Genomic DNA, 22549 nt, shown 5'->3' with positions numbered 1-22549 from the left:
GAACGCCAAAGGCCCCGGATCTCTCCGGAGCCTCTGGTCCCTGCGCACTCGGCAGGATGCGAACCCAGGTCATATAAGCCCCGGGGAGGGGCGTGGCGACCGGCCTGCACTGACGTGCGGCAATCACGCCCGACACCTGCCGACTCACACGACCAACGTGCTTCCCCATTCTGTTCGGTTGGTGCAAATCACCGATGCCGGCGCCGAGTGGCTGACGAGACCGCGTAGTTGTTGCCTTTGGTCATCATCCCAGACAACGGCCCGTCAGCCATTACAGAAAAGGAATCCGGCCCGATTACGGCGGGCCGGGATCCTGTATTGTGCGCCTAGCCGGAGGGCGCCGGCCCGATTCCGGTGGGCCGGCGTTCTCCAGCATGCGCACCAGACGGTCGCCGGCTTTAGTCTTCGCCGAATCCGCCACCGAATCCGCCACCGAATCCGCCACCGAATCCGCCGCCCTCGCCGAATCCGTGGCGGCAGATGACGCGGAAGCTGGCGACGACTCCGTTCTTGATCCTCACGCCGTCCTCCATCTCCTCGTGGTGCTCGCCGTTCTCGTGGTGCTCGCCCTTCTCGTGGTCGCCGTTCTCGTGGTCGCCGTTCTCGTGGTGCTCGCGCTCCTCGCAGTTCTCGTGCTCGTGCTCGTCCTCGCCCTTGAACCTCGGGCAGACGCCGTTGGCGGAACTGTGGGGGCCGACGGTGGCGATGGGGGCGCCGTTGTCGCAGACGGCCCCGCGGAAGACCTCGACCACGTTGTGGCTGTCGTTGCGGATGTTGAGGGTCCTGGCACCCAGGCCGCTGACGACGGTGATGCAGCCGTCGGGGCGGCCGGAGTATTCGCGCTCATTGACGAAGATCCTGCCCTCGAAGTGGGGGCGGAACTCCCTTCCTTCTCTTCCTCCTCTTCCTTCGTTGCCCTTGCCTTCGTTGTTGTTGTTCGGGGTGCTGGGACCACCGAGCGGTGCCCCCATGACAGCCGCCGGGGCGGACTGGGGAACCGGCGCTGAGGCGGCCGAGGCGTAGGTGATACCAGTCGCGGTCAGTGTCGCGGCGGCCGCAACGGCCGTGGCGATCGCGTGGGAACGGGTCATGAACATGCCGCTTGTTCTCCTTCTGAGACTGAGAGGAAAGCGCCCGCTGTGGCAGCCGGTACGTGATTTAACGTACTAACACCCCCTATTGCTGTCATATCGAGCAATTCGGGATCTCGGCTTTGTGGGGCCGATCGGGTACACGGAGGCCCTCTGTGCCGCTCCGAAGTGGAGCTGATGCGTCCGCAACGTCGCTGTTGTTGGCGGTAGTTGAGGGGCACTTAGCCCTTGCAGGTGATCTTCTGACATCCAGTCACCCGCAGTGGTGTTGGGACGCCGGGAAGTGTGGGCGAGTCGCTGCTTGACATGCGGGCTGTCGTAGGTTCCAAGGAGGCCACGCGAGCGGTGGCTGTCCGCCGAGCGCGGCCGCGCACAGCAGGGTTCGCCAGGCCGGACGGTGACCAGTGCCAGGGGGCACGGCCTACCCGCCGCGGCCAGGGAAGGCATGACGATGGATTAGGCCATGGCCGCTTGGGCTCGTGACTTCAGATGCCCTCGCCGTCCGTGGGCGCGGGCGGCGCCTGGTTCTCGGGGTGTCTGCGCCTCAGCCGACGAAAGGCGGCCACGACGGCGGGCGCACCGACCGCTCAGGCGCGCGTGTGTCTCGCTGCACCTCTGCGGGCTCAACCACCCTGTCGAGGTTTGCCGTCGACCGGAGCAGGCTGCGATGACGGCTTCAGAGCCCTCGGCCCGCCCGGTTCGGCCCTTCTGGCCGGGCCTGGCGCACTATCGTCGCGCGCATGAAGGTCCGTCACCATGTTCGCGCGGTCCTGCTGGATGACGGCCGACTGGTGTTCCCGCGCCGAGGATGGCCGGGCGGCTCGCCCTGCTACACGACGGTCGGTGGAGGCGTCGAACCCTACGATGCCGACCTCGAAGCGGCCCTGCGCCGCGAAGTCATGCAAGAGATCGGCGCCACGATCGGTGCTCCCACCGAGTTTCCGGCCTTCACCGAACCGGGCGAAAAGATCACTGTCGTGCAGCACTACTCCCGTGCCGACGTCCTGGACGTGCATCCGAACCGCCGCGGCGGTCCCGAGCCGGACGATCCCGACGCAGGTGACTTCTCTCCGGTCCGGGTCGCGCTGGACTCGTCTGCCGTGGCGGAGCTCGGACTCCAGGCGCCCGAACCTGCGAGCTGTCTGTGTGAGCATGCCAAGACGTGGGGTGCCTGACAGCGGCGCTACTCCGACCGTGCGGCTCTGCGTCAATCCGCACCTGGGCGGGAAGCGGCTCGACAGGCTGACCGTGCGGGACGTCCAGGAGTGGCCGACCGGCCGGCCGGCACCTGCCAGTGCTGCGCCCAGGGCAAGGACGCCCAGCGGCCCAAGGCCCGGCAGCGGTGCTGCGCCGTCGGGGAGTGCTGCGGGGCCTACCCGTCCCGGCGGTCGTCCAGGCCGCCCGTGCTGCCCTGCGTGCCCTGCTCACCCACACCGGGACCGAGGAGGAGATCAGCAAGAACGTGGCCTCCCCGGTCAAGGCGCCCAAGCCCCGGCGGCGCCGGATCAAGCCCCGGTCCGTGGTCGAGACGGGCGCTTCCTCGCCGATTCCCTCGCCCGCGAAGATCCGCTCCCCGCGGCCTGGGTCCTGGGCCTGACCCGGAAGTCGATCGACCTCGCGCGCTCCGAATGCGGCGTGCCCAGCAGACCGGGGACCGGAAGGCGGCCGGCGAGCTGTGGCAGGACACTCCCGGGCTGATCTTCACCACGGAGTACGGGACACCCGGCACACGTGCAGCCCACTCCTCGTCGCACTGAAGGTCCCCGGCTGATCCAGACCCCGTGCTGTACGCCCCTGAAACGCAAGAGGCCCCGGAGTGATCCGGGGCCTCTTGTCTGTGTGCACTCGGCAGGATTCGAACCTGCAACCTTCTGATCCGTAGTCAGATGCTCTATCCGTTAAGCTACGAGTGCCTGTTCTCTTGTTTTCGTCTCTCCGTTTCGGCCCTTTCGGCCCGTCCCGGCGACAGGAAGAACATTACATGACTGCCGCCGACATGTGAAATCCGATGGGCACACCCCTTGTGACCTGCGGAAACGCCTACGAGCGGGCAGACGGGTGACAAGGGTCCGTAACGCCGAAGCCCCGGTCCTGGGGACCGGGGCTTCGGGATCGGTGCGGAGGCGGAGGGATTTGAACCCTCGATGGGCTTTAAGGCCCAAACCGCATTAGCAGTGCGGCGCCATAGACCGGACTAGGCGACGCCTCCAGCACAACCGCTCACGCGAGCGCGCGAGTGGTGCGTGCAGATGATGACACAGCCGAGTGCCCTGTCACCAATCGCCCCCCACGGTACTAGGCAGTCGGGTCGCAGGGCAAAGGGCTTCCCGCCCGGCGAGGCGCGGACGCAACGTCCGGCGGGCGTGGGCGTTGGGCAGGGCATGGTCTTTCTTCCTCAGCGAGGTCCGGGGCGGGCCGACGGCCGACGGGGCGGCCCGGTGCGCGGCCGTGTCCTGGGGGGCCTCGGTGCCCTCTCGGCTCTCGGCACCGTCTCGGCCCTCCTCGCCCTCTCCGCCGCCCCCGCCGTCGCCGCCGCCCCCGCCGTCGCCGTCGCCGGGCCCGTCATGCCGCCACCCGTGCCGCCCGAGGACCGGTCCGGTGATCACCTCACCGTCGTGGTGCGGCACGCCGGGGCCGGGCGGGACGGGACGTACGAGTTGTTCTGTCATCCGGCCGGCGGGAGTCACCCGGACGCGGCGGAGGCCTGCCGGGCGCTGGACGGGCAGACGCGGTGGGGGCGGGACCTCTTCGCCCCGGTGGCACCCGGCACCACCTGCACCATGCTCTACGGGGGACCGGCCACCGCCCGGGTGACGGGCACCTGGGCCGGACGCAGGGTCGACGCCGGCTACGACCGGAGCAACGGCTGCGAGACCGGGCGGTGGGACCGGATGGTGCCGCTGCTGCCGAGGCTGGGCTCGGCGGCCTAGTCCGGCCGGTCCGCCGGCTCACGGGTTTCCTCGGCGGTTTCCCCTGACGGGTTCCCCCGGCGGTTTCACTTGACCGAATCGCCGGCCCCGTAAAGGTCCCGCGAAGGTCTCGCGGAGTCTTCAGGCCGTGGTCGGCGCGCCGTGACCGGTTCGGTGTCACTTCGTCGTGGGACCTCCCTCTCATCCGGCGTCGCGAGCGCAACGTGTGCCCTTAGACTCCCTCGCGTGACACGTCGCGGGCCGGTTGGCAAGATGGCCCGAGCGGTCGGCAAGGTGCGGTAACAGGGAGGAAGCGTCTCGTGAGCAGCAGGCCATCCCGAGGCGCTGCTCGCCTCGCAGCCATACTCGACGCGCTGCCGGACGCGTTGGTCCTGGTCAACGCCAACGGAACCGTCGTCAACGCGAACACCATCGCGCTTGAGGCCTTCGAGGCGCCGGGTACCGCGCTCGTCGGGCGCGGGTTGCTCGATCTGCTGCCGGAGTTCGACTCGCGGCTCATCCCCGGGTCGATGCGCCGGCCCGATCACATGGATCCGCAGGGCCGGACCAAGCCCACGCGGATGATCGCGCGCCGGACCGACGGGAACGAGTTCCCCGTCGAGGTCACGAGCGCGAACCTGGAGAACGGGCAGCAGGCGTACGACGGTTACGGCTACACGGGTGACGAGCTGCTGATGCTCGTCGTCCGGGACCTGTCCGGGACCGTCGACACCGAGGCGGAACTGGCACGCTCGCAGCGGCAGACCGAGATGATCCTGCGGGCCGCGGCGGAGGGTGTCGTCGGCACCGACACCGACGGGCGGATCGTGCTCGTCAATCCGGCCGCCGCCCAGATACTGGGTTACCGGGCCGGTGAGCTCGGCGGCAAGGAGCTGCACACCCTCGTGCTGCACTCGCGTGCCGACGGCTCCCCCTTCCCGTACGAGGAGTCCCCGCTCGCCGACACCCTGCGCTCCGGGCGCAAGCACCGGGTGCGCGGCCAGGTGCTGTGGTCCAAGGGCGACGAGAAGGTGTCCGTCGACCTCACCACCGCGCCGGTGCGCGACGGGGACCAGCTCGTCGGCGCCGTGATGACCTTCACCGACCGGCGGCCCCTGGACACCCTGGCCGAGGAGAAGTCGGCGCTGGAGAAGGCGCACGCCGAGGAGGTGGAGCGGCTCTCCGAGGAGCACGCCTCCGACCTGACCGCCCTGCGCCAGCAGCACGTCACCGAGCTCGAGGAACTGCGCGAGAAGCACGAGGACGAGGTCGCGGCCGGCGAGGAGCGGTACGCCGCGCTCGCCGAGCGGGAGAAGGACCGGTACGAGGCCCTCGCCGCACGGCACGAGCAGCTGCTCGTGCTGCTCGGCCAGTCGCTGCGCGGCCCCCTGGAGGAGCTGCGGCGCGAGCTGGCGGCGCTGGCCGCCGACGACGCCGGGCAGCTGTGGCCCGAGGCCAACCAGGTGCTGCACCACCTCTCGGCCGGCTACTCGCGGATCACGACGCTCATCGACAACGTCCTCGGGTACCAGCGGCTGGACGCGGGCGCCGAGGACATCACCCGCACGAAGGTGCTGCTGGACGCCGTCGTCGCCGCCGGTGTCGACGGCGCCGTGGAGCTGATCGGACCCGGGCGGGTGCAGTTCGCCGTGCACGCGCCGCCCATCGAGGCCGAGGTCGACCCGCAGCGGCTCGCCACCGCGCTCGCCCACCTCGTGGCGGACGTGGCCGGCGTCGACGCGACCGGCAACTCGCCTGTCTCCGCGGGCGGTTACCTGGACAACACGGTCGTGGTCGCCGCCGCGCAGCGCGGCGAGGTGGTACGGATCGAGGTGCGCGGGCCGTACGCCGGGGGAGACGCGGTGCACGAGCCGATCGTGCGCGGGATCGTACGGGCCCACGGCGGCGTGCTGCAGACGCACGAGGTGCCCGGCATGAGCGGCAGCGCGTATGTGCTGGAGGTGCCCCTCGGGGGCGGCGCCGGCGCGGTCGGCGCGCAGTCGGCCTTCGCGGCGCTTCCGGCCGTGCCGGAGCCGGGCGGGCAGGGGCCGTCCGAGCTGCTCTCCGGCGCCGGTGAGGCGGCGGGGGCCGGTGGTGCCGAGCAGGGCGGCGGACGGCGGCGGGCCCGGCGGCCCTCCACCGACGCCTTCCTGGAGAGTGACGCTCCCGGCGCGGGCCCGGCCGGTGAGGCCGAGACGCCCGTACCGACCGGGCGGCGCCGCAGGCGTGCCGCCACGCCCGCCGAGGAGACCGCCGCGGTCCCGGCCGAGGGCGCGGAGGGCGCGTCCGGCGGTACCGGACGGCGCCGTGGCCGCCCCGCCGAGGGTGGCGCCGGTGCCGGCGAGAGTGTCAGCGAGGGCGCGGTGGTGACCGCCGCCGAGCATGCCGCGGGGGCCGCGGCCTCCGGTACGGGCCTCGGCGGCGCGGTTCCGCCGCAGGGCGTGCCCGTGCCCGCGGGCCGGCGCGCCCTCCCGGACTCCGGGGCCCCGCAGGCGGCCCTGCCGCCCGCCCTGCCCGCCGCGGGCAGCGCGCCGGCGCCGGGCGCCGAGGCGGGCGCCGAGGCCGTTGCGGCCGAGGGCGCCCAGCCGACCGGGCGGCGCCGGCGTGCGCTGGCCGCCGCGGCGGAGCGCGCCGCGGCGGCGGAGGCGGGCGGCGTGCGTACGGTGTTCGCCCTGCCTCCGGCCGAGGCCGACCGCTCGCCCGGGTCCGCGGAATCGGCGAGCGGTGTGGGGGTGCCGGTCGGTCCGGGCACGGGTGCCGTTCCGGGCGCTGCCGAGGGGCAGCCGCCGGTTTCCGTTCAGGGTGCCGGGCTGGTGCAGGTGCCCGCTCAGCCGCCGCTGTCCGCCCAGGGGGTGCCCGCCGGCGACGGCCGGCACGACGCCGTACCGCACGACCAGGCCGCGGACCACACTCCGCCGCAGCCGCATCCGACCAGCGCGCCGACCGGCCGGCGCCGCCGGGCCGCGGCCCAGCCGGGGGACCCCGCCCAGACGCCGGCGGAAGGCACCGCGCTCGCGCCGGGCACCGCACAGCCGGCTCCGGCGGCGACGCCTCCCGCGCCGCCCGCTCCGGGCCAGATCGCTCCCGTACCGGCGCCCGCGGCACAGGCCCCCGCCGTACCGGCGAACCAGCCCGTGCCGGGGCAGGTGACTCCTCCTCAGGGTGCACCGGCCGCCCCCCGGCAGGCCGGCCCGCACCCCGTGGGGACGCGGACTCCCGGTCAGGGCACTCCGGTTCACGGCGTTCCGGCGCAGGGTACGGCCGGGCAGGGCATCCCCGTCCAGGCCGGTCCCACGGCGGGGCAGACGGCGCCCGGTGCCCCCGTGCCCGGTCGGCAGCAGGCCGTACCGCACCCCGCCGCGCCCGCGCACGACAGCACCGGCCGGCCCGTACCGGTGGCCCCCGGACAGGCGGTCCCGGCGCGGCCCGCCCCGACCCCGCCCGCTGGCACCCCGAGCGCCCAGCCGCTGCCGGCCGAGGCCGGTGCCGGAGCGGTGCCGGCCGCCGTCCCGGCACCCGTGCCCCCGCAGTGGCCCGGCACCGGTGACACCTCCGGCGCGGGCACGCCCGTACCGCAGTCCGGCACGCCGGCCGCCGGCACCCCGCTCCCCGCGGAACGCCCGGGTGTCCAGGCGCCGCGGGCCGCGCAGCCGTTGCCCGTCGAGGGCGCAGGGGTCGACCCGAACTCGACGCAGGGGCGGGCGATCAGCGTCCGCACCCTCGGCCAGGGCGTGCCGTTCTCGCGGCAGGCCGCGCAGGTGCAGCAGCCGACGGCGACCCCGCCGCCGCACGCGCCGGGCGGTTCCGGCCGCCGGCGCAAGCTGGGCACACCGCCCGACCCGGCCGGCCGCCCGGAGCAGCAGCCCACGGCTCCCGGGCAGGCGCAGCCGTCCCTGGCGGGGCAGTCCCGGCTCGCCCCGGGCACCGAGGGCGCCGGACGGTCCTACGCCATAGGCGCGCCGGACGCCGACGCCGCCGAGGGGCCCGAGCCGCTGGACGGTCCGGGCGGTGCCGTGGAGGTCGCGGACACCCCGCGTCCGCAGCCCCTCGACGACGAGCTGCCGCCGGAGCCGCTGGACAACCCGCGCCGGCTGCTGGTGTGGCCGGCGCCGGACGCGACGACCCAGCAGGCGCTGAGCGACCGTGGCTACCGGCCGGTGATCGTGCACTCCCGTGAGGAGGTCGACGCGCAGATCGCGGCGTTCCCGGCCGCGCTGTTCGTGGACCCGCTGACCGGGCCCATCACGCGTACGGCTCTGCAGTCGCTGCGGCAGGCCGCCGTCGCCGCCGAGGTGCCGGTGCTGGTCACGGCCGGGCTCGGGCAGGCCACGCGCGAGGCGGCGTACGGCGCCGATCCCGCCGTGCTGCTGAAGGCGCTGGCGCCGCGGGACAGCGAGCAGCATCCGCCGCGGGTGCTGCTCATCGAGGAGCACGCGGAGATCGCGCTGGCGCTGACCTCGACGCTGGAGCGGCGCGGGATGCAGGTGGCCCGGGCCGCGAACGACAACGACGCGGTGACGCTGGCCGGGCAGTTCAGGCCGAACCTCGTCGTGATGGACCTGATGCAGGTCCAGCGGCGGCAGGCCGGCCTCACCGGGATCATCGACTGGCTGCGCGCGAACGGACAGCTCAACCGCACGCCGCTGGTCGTCTACACCGCCGCCGTCGACCAGGCCGACCTGCCCCGGCTGGCCTCGGGCGAGACGGTGCTGTTCCTCGCGGAGCGCTCGACCAGCACCGAGGTGCAGAGCCGGATCGTGGACCTGCTGGCCCGGATCGGCACCAACTAGGCCCCTACGGGGTGCCGGCCGGCGGGGCAGGGGTGACCCGGCCCCGCCGGAACGGGGCCGGGTGCGGGTGTCGGCCGGGGGTCAGAGGCGGGTGACGTCCAGCCGGCCGTCCGCGTACTGCCGGCGCAGCACCTTCTTGTCGAACTTGCCCACGCTCGTCTTCGGCACCGACTCGACGACCGTCCAGCGCTCGGGCAGCTGCCACCTGGCGATGCGGCCCTCCTCGGCGAGGAAGGTGCGCAGCGTCTCGAAGTCGGCGGTGGCGCCCTCCCTCAGGACGACCGTGGCCAGCGGGCGCTCGCCCCACTTCTCGTCGGGTACGGCGACCACCGCGGCCTCGGCGACGTCCGGGTGGGACATCAGCGCGTTCTCCAGCTCCACCGAGGAGATCCACTCGCCGCCGGACTTGATGACGTCCTTGGCGCGGTCGGTGAGGGTGAGGAAGCCGTCGGGGGAGATGGTTCCGACGTCACCGGTCTTCAGCCAGCCGTCCGCGCTGAACTTGTCGGCGGGGCGCAGCGGTTCGGCGTCGGGGCCGTTGTAGTACGCGCCGGCGATCCACGGACCGCGCACCTCCAGCTCGCCCGCCGACTCGCCGTCCCAGGGGAGGCGTTCGCCATCGGGACCGGTGAGGCGGGCCTCGACCGCTGCGGGGAAGCGGCCCTGGGTGAGCCGGTACGCGAACTCCTCCTCCGTGCCGACCGCGTGGGCCGGCGGGCGCGCGACGGTGCCGAGCGGGGAGGTCTCCGTCATGCCCCAGGCGTGGCAGACCCGCATGCCGAGCTTGTCGAACGCCTTCATGAGGGAGGGCGGGCAGGCCGCGCCGCCGATGGTGACCTGGGTGAGGGAGGAGACGTCCCGGGGCTTGGCGGTCAGCTCACCGAGCAGTCCCTGCCAGATGGTGGGGACGGCGGCCGCGTGGGTCGGCCTCTCGCGCTCGATCATCTCCGCGAGCGGGGCGGGCTGCAGGAAGCGGTCCGGCATCAGCATGTTGACGCCGGTCATGAAGGTCGCGTGCGGCAGGCCCCAGGCGTTGACGTGGAACTGGGGCACCACGATGAGCGAGGTGTCCTCGTCGGTCAGGCCCATGGACTGGGTCATGTTGACCTGCATGGAGTGCAGGTAGATCGAACGGTGGCTGTAGACCACGCCCTTCGGGTCGCCCGTGGTGCCGGAGGTGTAGCACATGGCGGCGGCCTGGCGCTCGTCGATCTCCGGCCAGTCGAACGTCTTCGGCCGGTCCGCGATCAGCTCCTCGTACTCGTGCACCCGAGCGGTGGCGCCCTGCAGCGGCGTACGGTCTCCGGGGCCCGACACGACGATGTGCTCCACCGTCGGCAGCTCGGGCAGCAGCGGGGCGAGCAGCGGGATCAGCGAGCCGTTGACGACGATGACCTTGTCGGCCGCGTGGTTGACGATCCACACCAGCTGCTCGGCGGGCAGGCGCAGATTGAGCGTGTGCAGCACCGCGCCCATGGACGGGATCGCGAAGTAGGCCTCGACGTGCTCGGCGTTGTTCCACATCAGGGTGGCCACCCGGTCGTCGCCCCGGACGCCGAGTTCGTCGCGCAGGGCGTTCGCCAGTTGCACTGCGCGCACGCCGGCCTCGGCGAAGGTGCGCCGCTGCGGCTCGGCCTCGCCGGTCCAGGTGGTGATCTGGGACCGTCCGTGCACCAGTACCCCGTGCACGAGGATGCGGGTGACGGTCAGCGGTACGTCCTGCATGGTGCTCAGCACGGAGTCCTCCAGGGGCGGCATTGCCTACGCGGTGGTAGAGGTTCCGCTGATTCTGCTCACATACCGCTTGGTATGTCACTAGGAGGCGGGTCACTCGGGAGGAAAAAAATCGTCGGGGAGAGCCGGTGGAAAACCGGTCCGGAGAGCCGGTTGAGGAAACCCCGGGCCTAGCGCACCAGCCCCAACTCCGGGTCCTCGCGCAGCTTGCCGAGCGCCCGGGACACCGCCGACTTCACCGTGCCCACCGACACCCCGAGGACCTCGGCGGTCTGGGCCTCGCTGAGGTCCTCGTAGTAGCGCAGGACGACCATCGCCCGCTGCCGCGCCGGAAGCTTCATGACCGCCCGCCACATCGCGTCGTGCAGCGCCTGTCGCTCGGCCGGATCGTCGTCACCGGGTACGGGCTCCGGCTCGGGCAGCTCGTCGCAGCTGAACTCGTCCACCCTGCGCCTGCGCCACTGCGAGGTACGGGTGTTCAGCAGGGCCCGGCGCACGTAGCCGTCGAGGGCCCGGTGGTCCTCGATCCGCTCCCATGCCACATAGGTCTTGGCCAGCGCGGTCTGCAGCAGGTCCTCGGCGTCGCTCGGGTTCGCGGTCAGCGAGCGCGCGGTGCGCAGCAGAACCGTCTGGCGAGCCCGCACATACGACGCGAACGTCGGGTATGCGGGGGTCTCCCCGCTCGGCCGGAGCCGGGGGTGGGGGAGGGCCTGCCGCCTTGGTGCGGCGGCGGCCGAGGCGCTGGTGCAGACGGGTGTGGTCATGGCTCCACGCTAGGAGCGGGTGCCCCTCGGGCGGATCGGCCGCAGGTCCCGAAGGGGAGTCCCCCTCAGGTTGTAGGGGTGGGGCTGACTGCACCTCCTGAAGGTGGACGTCGCCTGCACCCGGCCTGCGGGTACGACCCTGACCCCGAACCCCTCACCCCTGCCCTCGACGACCGATCCCACCCTGACCCCGGGTCGGGGTCAGGGCGGCTGCGGGAGGCCGGGGCCGCCGACCACGCGACCCCTGGGGCCGGGTGTCGGGCATCGACTCGGGACCGGCACGCACACCGGGCACTACGGAACCTCGTCCCACAGCCACCGGTGCCGGCCGTGAGTCGCGCTTCTCTCAGTCCTCCGCCGTCAGGATCAGCCCCGATGTCGGTACTCCCGTGCCCGCCGTCACCAGGGTCCGGGCCGCACCCGGCATCTGGTTCACGGCCGTGCCCCGCAGTTGGCGTACCGCTTCCGCAATGCCGTTCATCCCGTGCAGATAGGCCTCTCCGAGCTGGCCCCCGTGTGTGTTGAGCGGCAGCCGCTCCTCCGCCACGAAGTCCGCCGCCTCCCCCTTTCCGCAGAACCCGAACTCCTCCAGCTGCATCAGCACGAACGGCGTGAAGTGGTCGTACAGGATCCCCACGTCGATGTCGGCCGGGCCGAGGCCGGAGTCGCGCCACAGTCTGCGGGCCACCGCACCCATCTCCGGCAGGCCCGTCAGATCGTCCCGGTAGAAGCTGGTCATCTGCTCCTGCGCCCGACCGGCACCCTGAGCGGCCGCCGCGATCACCGCCGGGGGACGCCGCAGGTCCCGGGCCCGCTCCACCGAGGTGACGACCACCGCCTGCCCGCCGTCGGTCTCCTGGCAGCAGTCCAGCAACCGCAGCGGCTCCACGATCCAGCGCGACGCCGCGTGCTCGGCGAGGGTGATGGGGCGGCCGTGGAAGTACGCCGCGGGGTTCGTCGCCGCGTACGTGCGGTCCAACACGGCCACATGCCCGAACACGTCCGGCGACAGGCCGTACGCGTGGAGATAGCGCTGGGCCGCCATCGCCACCCACGACGCCGGGGTGAGCAGCCCGAACGGCAGCACCCAGCCGAGCGCCACCCCCTCCGCCGACGGCTCCCGGTGCCGCACGCCCGCGCCGAATCTGCGGCCCGAACGCTCGTTGAAGGCGCGGTAGCAGACCACCACCTCCGCCACGCCCGTCGCCACCGCGAGCGCCGCCTGCAGCACGGTCGCGCAGGCCGCACCGCCGCCGTAGTGGACCCGGGAGAAGAAGGAGAGCTCGCCCATTCCGCAGGCCTGGGCCACCGTGATCTCGGGACTGGTGTCCATGGTGAACGTCACCATCCCGTCCACGTCCGCCGGCGCCAGCCCCGCGTCGTCCAGCGCCGCCCGGACCGCCTCCACGGCCAGCCGCAGCTCGCTGCGCCCGGAGTCCTTGGAGAACTCGGTGGCCCCGATCCCGGCGATCGCGGCACGCCCGGCCAGCCTGTCACGGGTACGGACGCTCATGACACGGCCTCCCCGGGCGGCTGCACCGGCACCGTGACCGTCACCGTGCCCGTCACATGTCTGCCGAGGGCGTTGGCGCCGACGACCGACACCGTGGCGGTGTCGCCGTCGACCGACTCGATCCTGCCCGTCAACACCATCGTGTCCCCCGGGTAGTTGGGCACCCCCAGCCTGATGGCGACCTTGCGGAGCACCGCCGCCGGGCCGAAGTGGTCCGTGATGTACCGGCCGACCAGGCCGTTCGTCGTCAGGATGTTCATGAAGACGTCCGGCGAGCCCTTCTGCCTGGCCGACTCGGCGTCGTGGTGCACGTCCTGGTAGTCCCGCGACGCGATCGCCCCCGCCACGATCAGTGTCCGCGTGACCGGGATCTCCAGCGGGGGCAGCTCGGCGCCCGCCGTCAGTGCCCTCGACGACGCCGTCGTCATGTCTCACTCCCCACTGATGATCAACTCCCCCGGTTCCTGGAGCACTTCGGCCTCGCAGCCGAGGCAGGCGTCCAGTAGCCCACCCCCAGGGGTGCCGGTGCACCGGATGGTCGACGCCGGCTCCCGCCCCGCCGCCGCGCGGACGCCGAGCGGGGCCGGCCACAGCCGGCGCCCGAAGACGTGCGCGGCCGGGTCACGGGCCTCGGCCCGGGCCTCGGTGGGCGTGACGTCCATGTCGGACCTCGCCCTCTCCCTTGCCCTCGACGACCCGGAAGACCGGCAGCACCAGCGATCCCTCCGCGTCCTCGTAGGTGCGGAACTCCACCCGGACCGGCAGGCCGATGCGGACCTTGTCGTACGGCACCCCGGTCACGTTGCTCACCATCCGCACCCCCTCGGCGAGTTCCACGAGACCGACCGCGTAGGGAGGCTCGAAGGCCGGGAAGGGCGGGTGGTGCATCACCACGTAGGAGTAGACCGTCCCCTCCCCGCTCGCCCGGACCGTGTCCCAGTCCAGGCAGCCGCACGCGTTGCAGCCAGGCAGCCAGGGGTGACGCAGGGTGCCGCAGTCCGTGCAGCGCTGGATGAGGAGCCGGTGCTCGGCCACGCCCTGCCAGAAGCCGGCGTTGTCCCGGCCCACCACCGGGCGCGGACGCGGAGCGGGGGGTTTCCGGCGGGCCGGCGCGTACTTGAGGACGCGGAAGCGGTGCGTGCCCACGAGGGCGCCCTCGACCCGGACGTCCGTACGGGTCGTGACGAAGTACCCGGTGCCCAGCTTCGTCGTCTTGCGGCCGGAGACCGACTCGATCAGCGAGTCGAACGTGACCCGGTCGCCCGGACGCAGGGGCCGTAGGTACTCCTGCTCGCAGTCCGTGGCCACCACCGACGTACACCCCGCCGCGTCGAGGAGGGACAGCAGCTCGTCGTAGGCACCCGTGCGGCCCTCGTGGCCGGCCAGGCCGCCCATCGTCCAGGCCTGGAGCATGGTGGGCGGGGCGATGGCGTCCGGGCCTCGGTAGACCGGGGCGGTGTCGCCCATGGCCTCGCACCAGTGCCGGATCATCGGCTCGTTCACCGGGTCCTTGCCCACTCCGGCGACGACGGCCGGCCGGCCCTCGAACTCCCGCAGCCGCGCGCCGAGCGGGTCGGGAACCACGTCCGCCGTGCTCATCGCCGCCGCCGGCCGTCAGCGCGGACACCGCCCGACAGGGCGCGGGAAGCGGTGGGTTCGCCGGTACCCGGCAGCACGGCCTCGAAGGGGGCGCGGAGTTCGGCGCGCAGCGACTGCTGACGTTCCGTGGGGGCGAGGTGCACGGCGGGGGCCCTCCCGGGCTCGCGTACCTGACAGGGACAGTTTCTGACTGTCCGTCAGACAGGTGCGGGTGTCAAGGCCGGCCGAGGGGGGACCGGCCCCGGGAAACACCTGCGCGGCGGCACCGAAGTACCGCCGCGCAGACGCCTTACGACCCCGAAGCACACCCCACGAGGGCCCTCACCGGGAGGGGCCTCGCCCCAGGGTCACCACAGGTGGGTGAAGTGGATGGCCACGTCCTCGTTGCCCTGCTGGACGGCCGTGAACGCCGATCCGTTGACCTGGGCGGTGTTGCTCTGGTTCGAGGCACCGGAGCCGACCGCGTTCTGCTGCGTGGTGGAAGAGTTGCCGTTGTTGTTGTGGCCCACACCGCTGCCGATGATGCTCGACACACCGGCGTTGGCGCTCGATCCGTTGTCCGCGAAGGCGCCGTTGCCGGCGGCCGCCACACCGCCGAAGAGGGCGACTGCGAGCGGAAGCGCGGCGACTGCGGCCAGAACGCGGGCGGTACGGATGCTTGCCATGTTGTTCCTCCAGAACCAGGCACTAGGCGGCCCTAGGGCCGGAAGTACGTGAAGTACGGCTTGTGTCAGGGCGGTTGGCCGGCCGCTCTGTCTGTCGTGGACGACGTCGCGAGATCAGAGTTGCCCACCGAATCCCCGGCGAACCACACCGGAACCCCCGATTCGCACGCAAGCGTGATGACAAGTCGATAAACCCTTATCTCTCTCTTTCGTCATCTCGCCACACAGAAGCCCATGGAAGGGACCTTCCCCCCTCAAGTGGCACAAGGGATGAATCGTTCCACCACCCATGCGGCCACCCCCTCCCCTCCCGGGCGCGCCGCGGCCACCCGCCCTTCCCTTTTTCGAACATACGTACGACCATGGAGGCATGGCCACCACCGACCGGCAGGCCACGACGCTGGCCCTCGCACACGCCCTGTCAGCCGCCGAACGCGGCCTGGCCGTCATCCCTCTGTCCCGGACGAAGCTCCCGGCCCTGCGCTCCCCCCACCGCGACGACCCCGCCCCCGCCGGACCGCGCTGCCACGGCGAGTGCGGCCGCCTCGGCCACGGCGTGTACGACGCCTCGACCGACCCTCTCCGCATCCGCGAGCTGTTCGCCGCCGCCCCGTGGGCCACCGGCTACGGCATCGCCTGCGGCCTGCCGCCGTACCACCTGATCGGTGTCGACCTGGACACCAAGTCCGGCACGAACTCCTCCACCGCGCTCCGCGAGCTGGCCCTGCGCCACCTGTTCACCATCCCGGAGACGGTCGTGGTCCGCACGCCGTCCGGCGGTCGCCACCTGTGGCTCACCGGCCCGCCCGACGTCGTCGTACCGAACTCCGCCGGCCGCCTCGCCCCCGGCATCGACATCCGCGGGGCCGGCGGCTACCTCGTGGGCCCCGGCTCCCGCACCGACCACGGCGTGTACACGACCGCCCCCGGCACCGCACACCTCACCCCCGCCCCCTGCCCGTCGTCCCTGCTGCGCCTGCTCGTGCCACCGCCCCGGCCCCCGCACCCGGACCCGGCCGCCCCGACACCCCCCGGAGATCACGGCCGCGGCCTGGTCCAGTTCGTCCTCTCCGCACACGAGGGACAGCGCAACACCCGCCTCTTCTGGGCGGCCTGCCGCGCCTACGAGAACGGCATCGGCCCCGCCCTGGCCGACCCGTTGACCGAGGCGGCCCTGCACACCGGCCTCTCGGAACGCGAGGCCCGCGCGACGATCGCGTCGGCGGCGCGGATGACGGGCCACCGGCCATGACGCCCGCCTCCCTGAGCGCAGGTGGTGAGGCCGGAGTGTCTGAAGTGGAAGAAGTGAAATCCCTTGGCGGCGCAACAGTCCGGGGCCGAGGGCCGGGACTCCTGGCCGCAGGTCGGCCGCACGGACTGGTCAGAGGTGCGACCCCGCCGGTTCAGCGTGCGACGGAGTGCATGCGGAAGGGGTGCCGCTCCAGAGAGCCGCACCCCTTCTGACCTGCAAGCCTCTGACCTGCCAAGCGGTGGGTGTGGGATTTGAACCCACGGTGACTCGCGCCACGACGGTTTTCAAGACCGTTCCCTTAGGCCGCTCGGGCAACCCACCTCGCTCGTGCCCACCTGGGACGGAGCGGGTACAGCGTACCGGGATCGAACGTCCGGCGGGCGGTGTGGTCCGCCGAGGAGGGCGGCCCCGTCGAAAGGGGCGTCCCTGTGTGGGCGTTCGACGGTTCAGCTGTCGCCGATCCGGGCGCCCAGGGTCAGTTCCGTCGTGTGCTCCTGGCCGCCGCGGCTGTAGGTGATCGTGACCTTGTCGCCGGGCTTGTGGGTCCAGATCTCGCCGATCAGGGTGGGGCCGCTGTCGATCACCATGTCGTCCAGCTTGGTGATCACGTCACCGGGCTTGAGGCCCGCCTTGTCGGCCGGGCCGCCCGACTCGACCGCGGCGGAGCCGGCCGCGCCCTGGTCGGTGATCTTCGCGCCGTTGGCGGAGTCCTCCAGGGACACGGAGGCACCGATCTTGGCGTACACCGGCTTGCCGCTCTTGATCAGCTGCTGGGCGACGTACTTGGCCTGGTCGATCGGGATGGCGAAGCCCAGGCCGATCGAGCCGGACTGGCCGGAGCCGAAGCCGCCGCTGCTGGTCGACTGGATCGCCGAGTTGATGCCGATGACCGCGCCGGAGGCGTTCAGCAGCGGGCCGCCGGAGTTGCCCGGGTTGATCGACGCGTCGGTCTGCAGGGCGCTCATGTACGACGCCTTGCTGCTGGAGCTGCCGTCGCTGGAGGCGACCGGGCGGTTCTTGGCGCTGATGATGCCGGTCGTCACCGTGTTGGACAGGCCGAAGGGCGCGCCGATGGCGATCGTCTCGTCGCCGACGGCCACCTTGTCGGAGTCGCCGAGGGCGAGCGGCTTGAGGTCGGACGGGGGGTTCTTGAGCTTGATGACCGCCACGTCGTAGCCCTGGGCGTGGCCGACGACCTCGGCGTCGTACTTCCTGCCGTTCGGGAAGGTGGCGGTCAGCTTGCCGCCGTCGAGGGCGTCGGCCACCACGTGGTTGTTGGTGACGATGTGGCCCTGGGTGTCGAAGACGAACCCGGTGCCCGTGCCGCCCTCGCCGTTGGTGCTCTGGGCCTCGATGGTGACCGTGCTGGGGAGCGCCTTGGCGGCCACGTTGGCGATCGTGCCGGGCGCGCGCCTGACCTGCGAGGCGCTGCCGTCGGAGGCGGAGACGGTGGTGGAGCCGTTGCTGTCGTTGTTCTTGGCCAGGGTGTAGCCGAGGCCGCCGCCCAGGCCGCCCGCGACCAGCGCGGCCACCAGGACCGCCGCGACGAGACCGCCGCGCCCGCTGCGGGGCTTCGGGGCGGGCTGCTGGTACGACGCTCCCCAGCCGCCGGCGCCACCCGCGCCGCCGAAGCCGCCCGCGGCACCGGTACCGGCAGGCGCAGCGCCGTAGAACGGGCCCTCGCCGTACGGCGGGGTCGCGGGCGGCGGGGGCGGCCAGGAGCCGTCAGGGGCCGAGCCGGAGGGGTGCGGGGTGTCGGGCCTGCCCGGCTGGTTCCCGGCCGTGGCCGGAGCGTCCTGGGGGACCGGCGGGAGGGGGGCCGTCGGCTCGTTCCCCTCGGGCGCGGAGTCCTGCGGGGAAGCGGGAGAGGCCACCGGCACGGGAGGTGCGGACGGGGCCGGGGGTACCTCGTTGCCCTCGTTCTCGGTGCTCACAGCTCTTCTCCTCGGTCCACGGCTGTTGTTGTCGGTCGCACTCGGTCACGCTCGGCAGCTGTGCATGGTGCTGTGGTCAGTTCTCACTGTGCCATTTGTATGCAGTCAGCTTTTCCCACGGGCCGTCAGAGCACCATAAGCGGTGGCTGTGGGTCCATGGCGATTCTTTACATAGGGTCTTACTTGCAAAAGTTACATAAACGGGCGCTTCGTGCGCCCCGGCCGCCCCGCACACCCCCGGACGGTGGCACCATGACGCGGTGACCCACGCACCACAGCGCTCCATCCAGGTCGTCGCCCACCGAGGCGCCTCCGAGGACGCGCCCGAGCACACCCTGGCCGCCTACAAGAAGGCGATCGAGGACGGCGCCGACGCCCTCGAGTGTGACGTACGGCTGACCGCCGACGGCCATCTGGTCTGCGTCCACGACCGACGCGTGAACCGTACCTCCAACGGCCGCGGCGCCGTCTCCGCGCTGGAGCTGGCCGATCTCGCGACCCTCGACTTCGGCTCCTGGAAGACGCGCGAGGCCTGGCGCGGACGCACCGAGGAGCCCGACTGGGTGCACCGGCCCGAGGACCCGGCCGACACCTCCGTGCTCACCCTGGAGCGACTGCTGGAGCTGGTGGCGGACGCGGGGCGGCGGGTGGAGCTGGCCATCGAGACCAAGCACCCCACGCGTTGGGCCGGACAGGTCGAGGAGCGGCTGCTGACGCTGCTGAAGCGTTTCGGCCTGGACGCACCGGCGTCCGCCGCCGAGTCACCGGTCCGGATCATGAGCTTCTCGGCGCGTTCGCTGCATCGCGTGCGTGCCGCCGCGCCGACGCTGCCGACGGTCTACCTGGTGCAGTTCCTCACCCCGCGGCTGCGGGACGGCCGGCTTCCCGCGGGCGTGCGGATCGCGGGGCCCTCGATCCGGATCGTGCGCAGTCAGCCCGCCTATGTGGAACGGCTGAAACGCACCGGCCATCAGGTGCACGTGTGGACCGTGAACGAGCCCGAGGACGTCGATCTCTGCGTGGAACTGGGCATCGACGCCATCATCACCAACCGTCCGGGCGCGGTCCTGCGCCGGTTGGGGCGGATGTGACCTCAAGAGGCCGGTAAAGAGCTGTGCGCATCTCTTGACCCCGCTGTGCGGCTGCTGAATCCTCCACTCTCGGCCACACCACTGAAATCCAGCCATGCGACGACCACAGAAAAGGTCTTCGTCACAAGGAGTGCTCCGGCGCGTTCGTTCCGCACAGGGCCGTTGCGAGTGCGTCACCGGAAGAGGATTGGCCGGTTTCCGGTACAGGCCAATGGGGCATCCACACCGTGGCGTGGGGCAAAGGAGGTCTCGGGGGTGGCGTTGGTGGTGGCACAGGAGGTGCCCACGTCGTCGAGCATGGCCGTACCCCATGGCCCTGCGGGCGTGGGGAAGGCAAGGCACCGGATGCGTTCGCAGTTGCGCAGCGGTGGCGTTCCCGAATCGGTCATCGACGATGCCGTTCTGATCCTTTCCGAACTGCTGAGCAATGCCTGCAAGCACGGGCGGCCCCTCGGCGACGCGCCGGCCGGCGACGGTGACGTGCGCGCCGCGTGGCGGGTCGACGCGCGGGGCCGGCTCATCGTCGAGGTCACGGACGGCGGCGGTCCGACCCGCCCGGCCCCGGCCACCCCGTCGGTGACCGCGCACGGCGGCCGGGGGCTCAACATCATCACGGCCCTGGCCGACGACTGGGGCGTCCGGGACGACGTCCACGGCGAGGTGACGGTCTGGGTGGTGGTCCACGAGGACGTCCACGATCCCGATGCCGGATGCCGTCAGAACGGTTTCGCTACGCGCGTCACCGCACCCGCACCCGCGCTCGCGGGCATGGCCGACGTGGCCGGCCTGGAGTTCGCGGACGCGTTCGACGACCTGGACTGAACGGGCCCGGTGGAGGACTGGGTCGTACGGCCCGGTGGAGGACCCGGGCCGACGGGCGCGGCCGACGACTGGACCGAAGGACCCGGGCCGACGGCTTCGGGCGGCGGGCACGGTCCGGCACCTGGACCCGCTGACGCGGCCGAGCCCCTCGGCCGACGGACCGAAGTCCGGGATCCGGACCCGCGGTCGAGGACCCGGCGCCGGCCGCGCGACACCCCGACGTATCCACAGATTCACACCGTCGGCCTCGAGCTGACGTGCGTTGTCCACAGGTTCCCGCCGGTCACGGCCCGAACGGCTAGGCTCGCGCCCGTACGAGAAGAGCCGTAACCGGGAGACCCCACGATGGCCAAGAAGCGACCCCAGACGAAGGCCGAGCGGCCGCAGCTCAGGGACGAGGAGATCCCGGTTGTCGGCGCCCGCGAGCCCTGCCCCTGCGGCAGCGGCCGGCGCTACAAGGCGTGCCACGGCCGGACCGCGGCGCACGCGGCGACCGAGCTGGTGCACCGCCCGTTCGAAGGGCTGCCCGGCGAGTGCGACTGGGTGGCGCTGCGCGAGCTGGTGCCGGCCGCGACGGTCGAGCTGACCCTCAAGGACGGCCTGCCCGAGGGCGTCCCGTCCGTCACGCTCGCCACGGTGCTGCCGATGGCCTGGCCGGCGCTGCGCCGCGACGACGGCTCGGTCCTGATCGGCCTGCAGAACGACACGGCGTCCGGCGACCTCAGCCGCGACCTCGCCGACACCCTGCAGCGCGCCCTGACGGCCGAGCCCGGCACTCCGGTGCAGGGCCGCCGCGCCCCGGCCGACGGACCGCGACTGCAGGACGTGCTCGACCTCGGGGCGCCGTTCGAGCCGGCGCTGCAGAGCGGCTTCGAGTTCTGGGTGCCGGACGCGGAGAACGCCACCCCGGAGGTGACCGCCTCCCTGGAGCGGGCCAACGCGGCCGCGATCCCGACGGCGAAGCTGACCGGCGTGGACGCCGCGTACTGGTGCGAGACCCCGGAGAAGAACCACCTGCGCTGGGTGATGCCGCATCCGGAGGAGCGGCTTCTGGACGCTCTCGCGCGGCTGCACGCGGCGGGCCGCTCGAACCTGGGCGAGGGCACCCGGCTCGTGGGCTCCTTCCGTGCTCACGGCCTCACCGTGCCGGTCTGGGACCTGCCGAGCGGGGTGACGGCCGACGACGTGGAGAAGCCGGCCGCCGCATTCGCCGAGCGCCTCGCCGCGGCCCTGGCCGTCACCGAGCCGCTCACACCGGAGGAACGCCGGGCGCGCGGCGGCCTGACCAACCGGCAGGTCACCCTGAGCTGACGCGCCCCGCGCGCGCGTCACGACTGAACGGTCGGTGAGGCGGGAGCACGGCCCCGGAACAGGTGACTCCTGTCACAACTCCCCCTGGTAAGAGGGAAATCGGTGGCCGAATGCCCCGGGCGGAATTTGCGAACCGCCGATCTCTTGTTACCGTTCCAGTAGCCCGGTTGCTGGTGCATCCCCCGTCGCCAGCAACCGGGTCTTTCCATGCCCGCATACGGTGCGCATCGGGCCGGGGAGGGTCAACCGCCCTTTTTCTTCCCGGAGTTGTGGGAGCCGGCCGCAGAATCGCCGGCCGCGGAGGTGCCGGCCGCGTCCGCCGAGTCGCTGGCCGAGCGCAGCAAGAGCGCGCCGTCGGCGCCGCGCGCGGCGAACTCCGTGACGGCCGTGTAGCCGTCCGGGCCGCCCCTGCTGTGCTCACGGGGTGTCTCGCAGGTGGCGGGCTCGTCGTCGGCGCTCGTGACACAGTGCATCTGCAGGCTGTGGCCGCCCGGGCCCATCAGGCTCAGCACGGAGTCCAGCGACTTGCCGGTGGCGTTGCGGTAGTAGGTGCGGGCCCAGGTGTCGGCGCCCTGGGTCAGTACGCAGGTCTGCGCCTCGACGCCGTCGGGGGAGGTGACCTCGGGGCCGCACCGCGCCGCGGTGGCGAGGCCGATCCCGAGCAGTCCGGACGACCGGCCGGGGGCGGGAAACTTGGCGTCGGCGGTCCCGGCGGCCGCCTCGGCCCCTGCGGCACCGGCGCCGACGGCGTCCTCGAGAGAGCCGACCGGATCCTCGCGCCCGGGGGCCCGTACAGCCTCCCGGGACTGCTCGGCCGCCGTGTGCCGGGCGGCCCTGTCCACCTGTCCCGCGGAGGCCACGGCCAGCGGCAGCACGACCGCGGCCGTCACCACGCCGGCGAGTGCGAGCAGGCGCAGGGTTCGGGGATCCGGCCCGCGCGCCTCCGCCGACCGGGCGGCGCGGCGCGGAGACCGCCGAGCATGCTCCCCGGAAGGCCGCCCGGAGAACCGACGGCCATGTCCCCCAGAATTTCGCAGCATGTGCGGAAGATAACGAGCGGGCGGGCCGGACCCG

The 22549-nt window shown here is 72.5% G+C and carries 17 protein-coding genes, 3 tRNA genes and 1 pseudogene; 8 read left to right on the top strand and 13 right to left on the bottom strand.

Annotated elements, in window-relative coordinates:
* Positions 1-398: 398 nt before the first annotated feature.
* Complete coding sequence (locus tag AB0L59_RS35095) at positions 399-1097, bottom strand: hypothetical protein (RefSeq protein ID WP_365590713.1); 699 nt, start codon at positions 1095-1097, stop codon at positions 399-401.
* 734 nt (positions 1098-1831) lie between these two features.
* Here AB0L59_RS35095 and AB0L59_RS35090 point away from each other — a divergent pair.
* Positions 1832-2266 (top strand): NUDIX hydrolase, encoded by a 435-nt coding sequence (locus AB0L59_RS35090; protein ID WP_365590712.1) that lies wholly within the window; start codon positions 1832-1834, stop codon positions 2264-2266.
* A 19-nt stretch (positions 2267-2285) separates the two neighbouring features.
* Positions 2286-2815 (top strand): annotated as a pseudogene (locus AB0L59_RS35085) (site-specific integrase); the annotation flags it as partial.
* Between the two features lie 116 nt (positions 2816-2931).
* On the opposite strand, the gene AB0L59_RS35080 reads toward AB0L59_RS35085, so the two are convergent.
* Positions 2932-3004 (bottom strand) — tRNA-Arg (locus tag AB0L59_RS35080).
* A gap of 205 nt (positions 3005-3209) precedes the next feature.
* Positions 3210-3300: transfer RNA gene (locus tag AB0L59_RS35075), tRNA-Ser, on the bottom strand.
* 229 nt (positions 3301-3529) lie between these two features.
* Between AB0L59_RS35075 and AB0L59_RS35070 the strand changes: the two genes are divergently transcribed.
* Both AB0L59_RS35070 and AB0L59_RS35065 read left to right on the top strand, forming a co-directional pair.
* A complete protein-coding gene (locus AB0L59_RS35070) occupies positions 3530-4021 on the top strand; it encodes an SSI family serine proteinase inhibitor (protein ID WP_365590711.1) in 492 nt (163 codons plus the stop codon).
* 299 nt (positions 4022-4320) lie between these two features.
* Complete coding sequence (locus AB0L59_RS35065) at positions 4321-8790, top strand: PAS domain-containing protein (RefSeq protein WP_365590710.1); 4470 nt, start codon at positions 4321-4323, stop codon at positions 8788-8790.
* 81 nt (positions 8791-8871) lie between these two features.
* On the opposite strand, the gene AB0L59_RS35060 is transcribed toward AB0L59_RS35065, so the two are convergent.
* The 7 genes from AB0L59_RS35060 to AB0L59_RS35030 all read right to left on the bottom strand — a co-directional run bounded on the left by AB0L59_RS35060 (position 8872) and on the right by AB0L59_RS35030 (position 15065).
* On the bottom strand, positions 8872-10548 hold the full coding sequence (locus AB0L59_RS35060; RefSeq protein ID WP_365590709.1) for a long-chain fatty acid--CoA ligase: 1677 nt from the start codon (positions 10546-10548) through the stop codon (positions 8872-8874).
* A gap of 146 nt (positions 10549-10694) precedes the next feature.
* Positions 10695-11288: a SigE family RNA polymerase sigma factor gene (locus tag AB0L59_RS35055; protein ID WP_365590708.1), complete on the bottom strand. Its 594-nt coding sequence runs from the start codon at positions 11286-11288 to the stop codon at positions 10695-10697.
* Positions 11289-11634: 346 nt separating this feature from the next.
* A complete protein-coding gene (locus tag AB0L59_RS35050) occupies positions 11635-12801 on the bottom strand; it encodes a lipid-transfer protein (protein ID WP_365590707.1) in 1167 nt (388 codons plus the stop codon).
* Positions 12798-13205 (bottom strand): MaoC family dehydratase, encoded by a 408-nt coding sequence (locus tag AB0L59_RS35045; RefSeq protein WP_365590770.1) that lies wholly within the window; start codon positions 13203-13205, stop codon positions 12798-12800. The genes AB0L59_RS35050 and AB0L59_RS35045 overlap by 4 nt, the downstream gene beginning before the upstream one ends.
* 27 nt (positions 13206-13232) lie before the next feature.
* Positions 13233-13463, bottom strand: a complete 231-nt coding sequence (locus AB0L59_RS35040; protein WP_365590706.1) for a hypothetical protein — start codon at positions 13461-13463, stop codon at positions 13233-13235.
* Positions 13423-14400 (bottom strand): bifunctional MaoC family dehydratase N-terminal/OB-fold nucleic acid binding domain-containing protein, encoded by a 978-nt coding sequence (locus AB0L59_RS35035; protein WP_365590705.1) that lies wholly within the window; start codon positions 14398-14400, stop codon positions 13423-13425. Before AB0L59_RS35035 ends, AB0L59_RS35040 begins: the two co-directional genes overlap by 41 nt.
* 347 nt (positions 14401-14747) lie before the next feature.
* Entirely contained in the window at positions 14748-15065 is a 318-nt protein-coding gene (locus AB0L59_RS35030) for a hypothetical protein (protein WP_365590704.1), read from the bottom strand.
* A gap of 370 nt (positions 15066-15435) precedes the next feature.
* On the opposite strand from AB0L59_RS35030, the gene AB0L59_RS35025 reads away from it, so the two are divergent.
* Complete coding sequence (locus AB0L59_RS35025; RefSeq protein ID WP_365590703.1) at positions 15436-16317, top strand: bifunctional DNA primase/polymerase; 882 nt, start codon at positions 15436-15438, stop codon at positions 16315-16317.
* Positions 16318-16553: 236 nt separating this feature from the next.
* Here the strand turns inward: AB0L59_RS35025 and AB0L59_RS35020 are convergent.
* Positions 16554-16638: transfer RNA gene (locus AB0L59_RS35020), tRNA-Ser, on the bottom strand.
* Between the two features lie 125 nt (positions 16639-16763).
* Positions 16764-18251, bottom strand: coding sequence for a trypsin-like peptidase domain-containing protein (locus tag AB0L59_RS35015; protein ID WP_365590702.1), 1488 nt, complete (start codon positions 18249-18251; stop codon positions 16764-16766).
* 260 nt (positions 18252-18511) lie between these two features.
* On the opposite strand from AB0L59_RS35015, the gene AB0L59_RS35010 reads away from it, so the two are divergent.
* From AB0L59_RS35010 to AB0L59_RS35000, 3 genes are all read left to right on the top strand, one after another.
* The gene (locus AB0L59_RS35010; RefSeq protein WP_365590701.1) at positions 18512-19342 is read left to right on the top strand and encodes a glycerophosphodiester phosphodiesterase; all 831 of its coding nucleotides are present in this window, start codon (positions 18512-18514) and stop codon (positions 19340-19342) included.
* Positions 19343-19510: 168 nt separating this feature from the next.
* The gene (locus tag AB0L59_RS35005; RefSeq protein ID WP_365590769.1) at positions 19511-20164 is read left to right on the top strand and encodes an ATP-binding protein; all 654 of its coding nucleotides are present in this window, start codon (positions 19511-19513) and stop codon (positions 20162-20164) included.
* A 345-nt stretch (positions 20165-20509) separates the two neighbouring features.
* A complete protein-coding gene (locus AB0L59_RS35000; RefSeq protein ID WP_365590700.1) occupies positions 20510-21475 on the top strand; it encodes a DUF5926 family protein in 966 nt (321 codons plus the stop codon).
* A gap of 242 nt (positions 21476-21717) precedes the next feature.
* On the opposite strand, the gene AB0L59_RS34995 is transcribed toward AB0L59_RS35000, so the two are convergent.
* Positions 21718-22365, bottom strand: coding sequence for a hypothetical protein (locus tag AB0L59_RS34995; protein ID WP_365590768.1), 648 nt, complete (start codon positions 22363-22365; stop codon positions 21718-21720).
* Between the last annotated feature and the right edge of the window lie 184 nt (positions 22366-22549).

The sequence above is a fragment of the Streptomyces sp. NPDC052109 genome, from assembly GCF_040680195.1.
Classification (GTDB): domain Bacteria; phylum Actinomycetota; class Actinomycetes; order Streptomycetales; family Streptomycetaceae; genus Streptomyces.
This window is presented reverse-complemented; position numbering and strand designations above follow the sequence as displayed.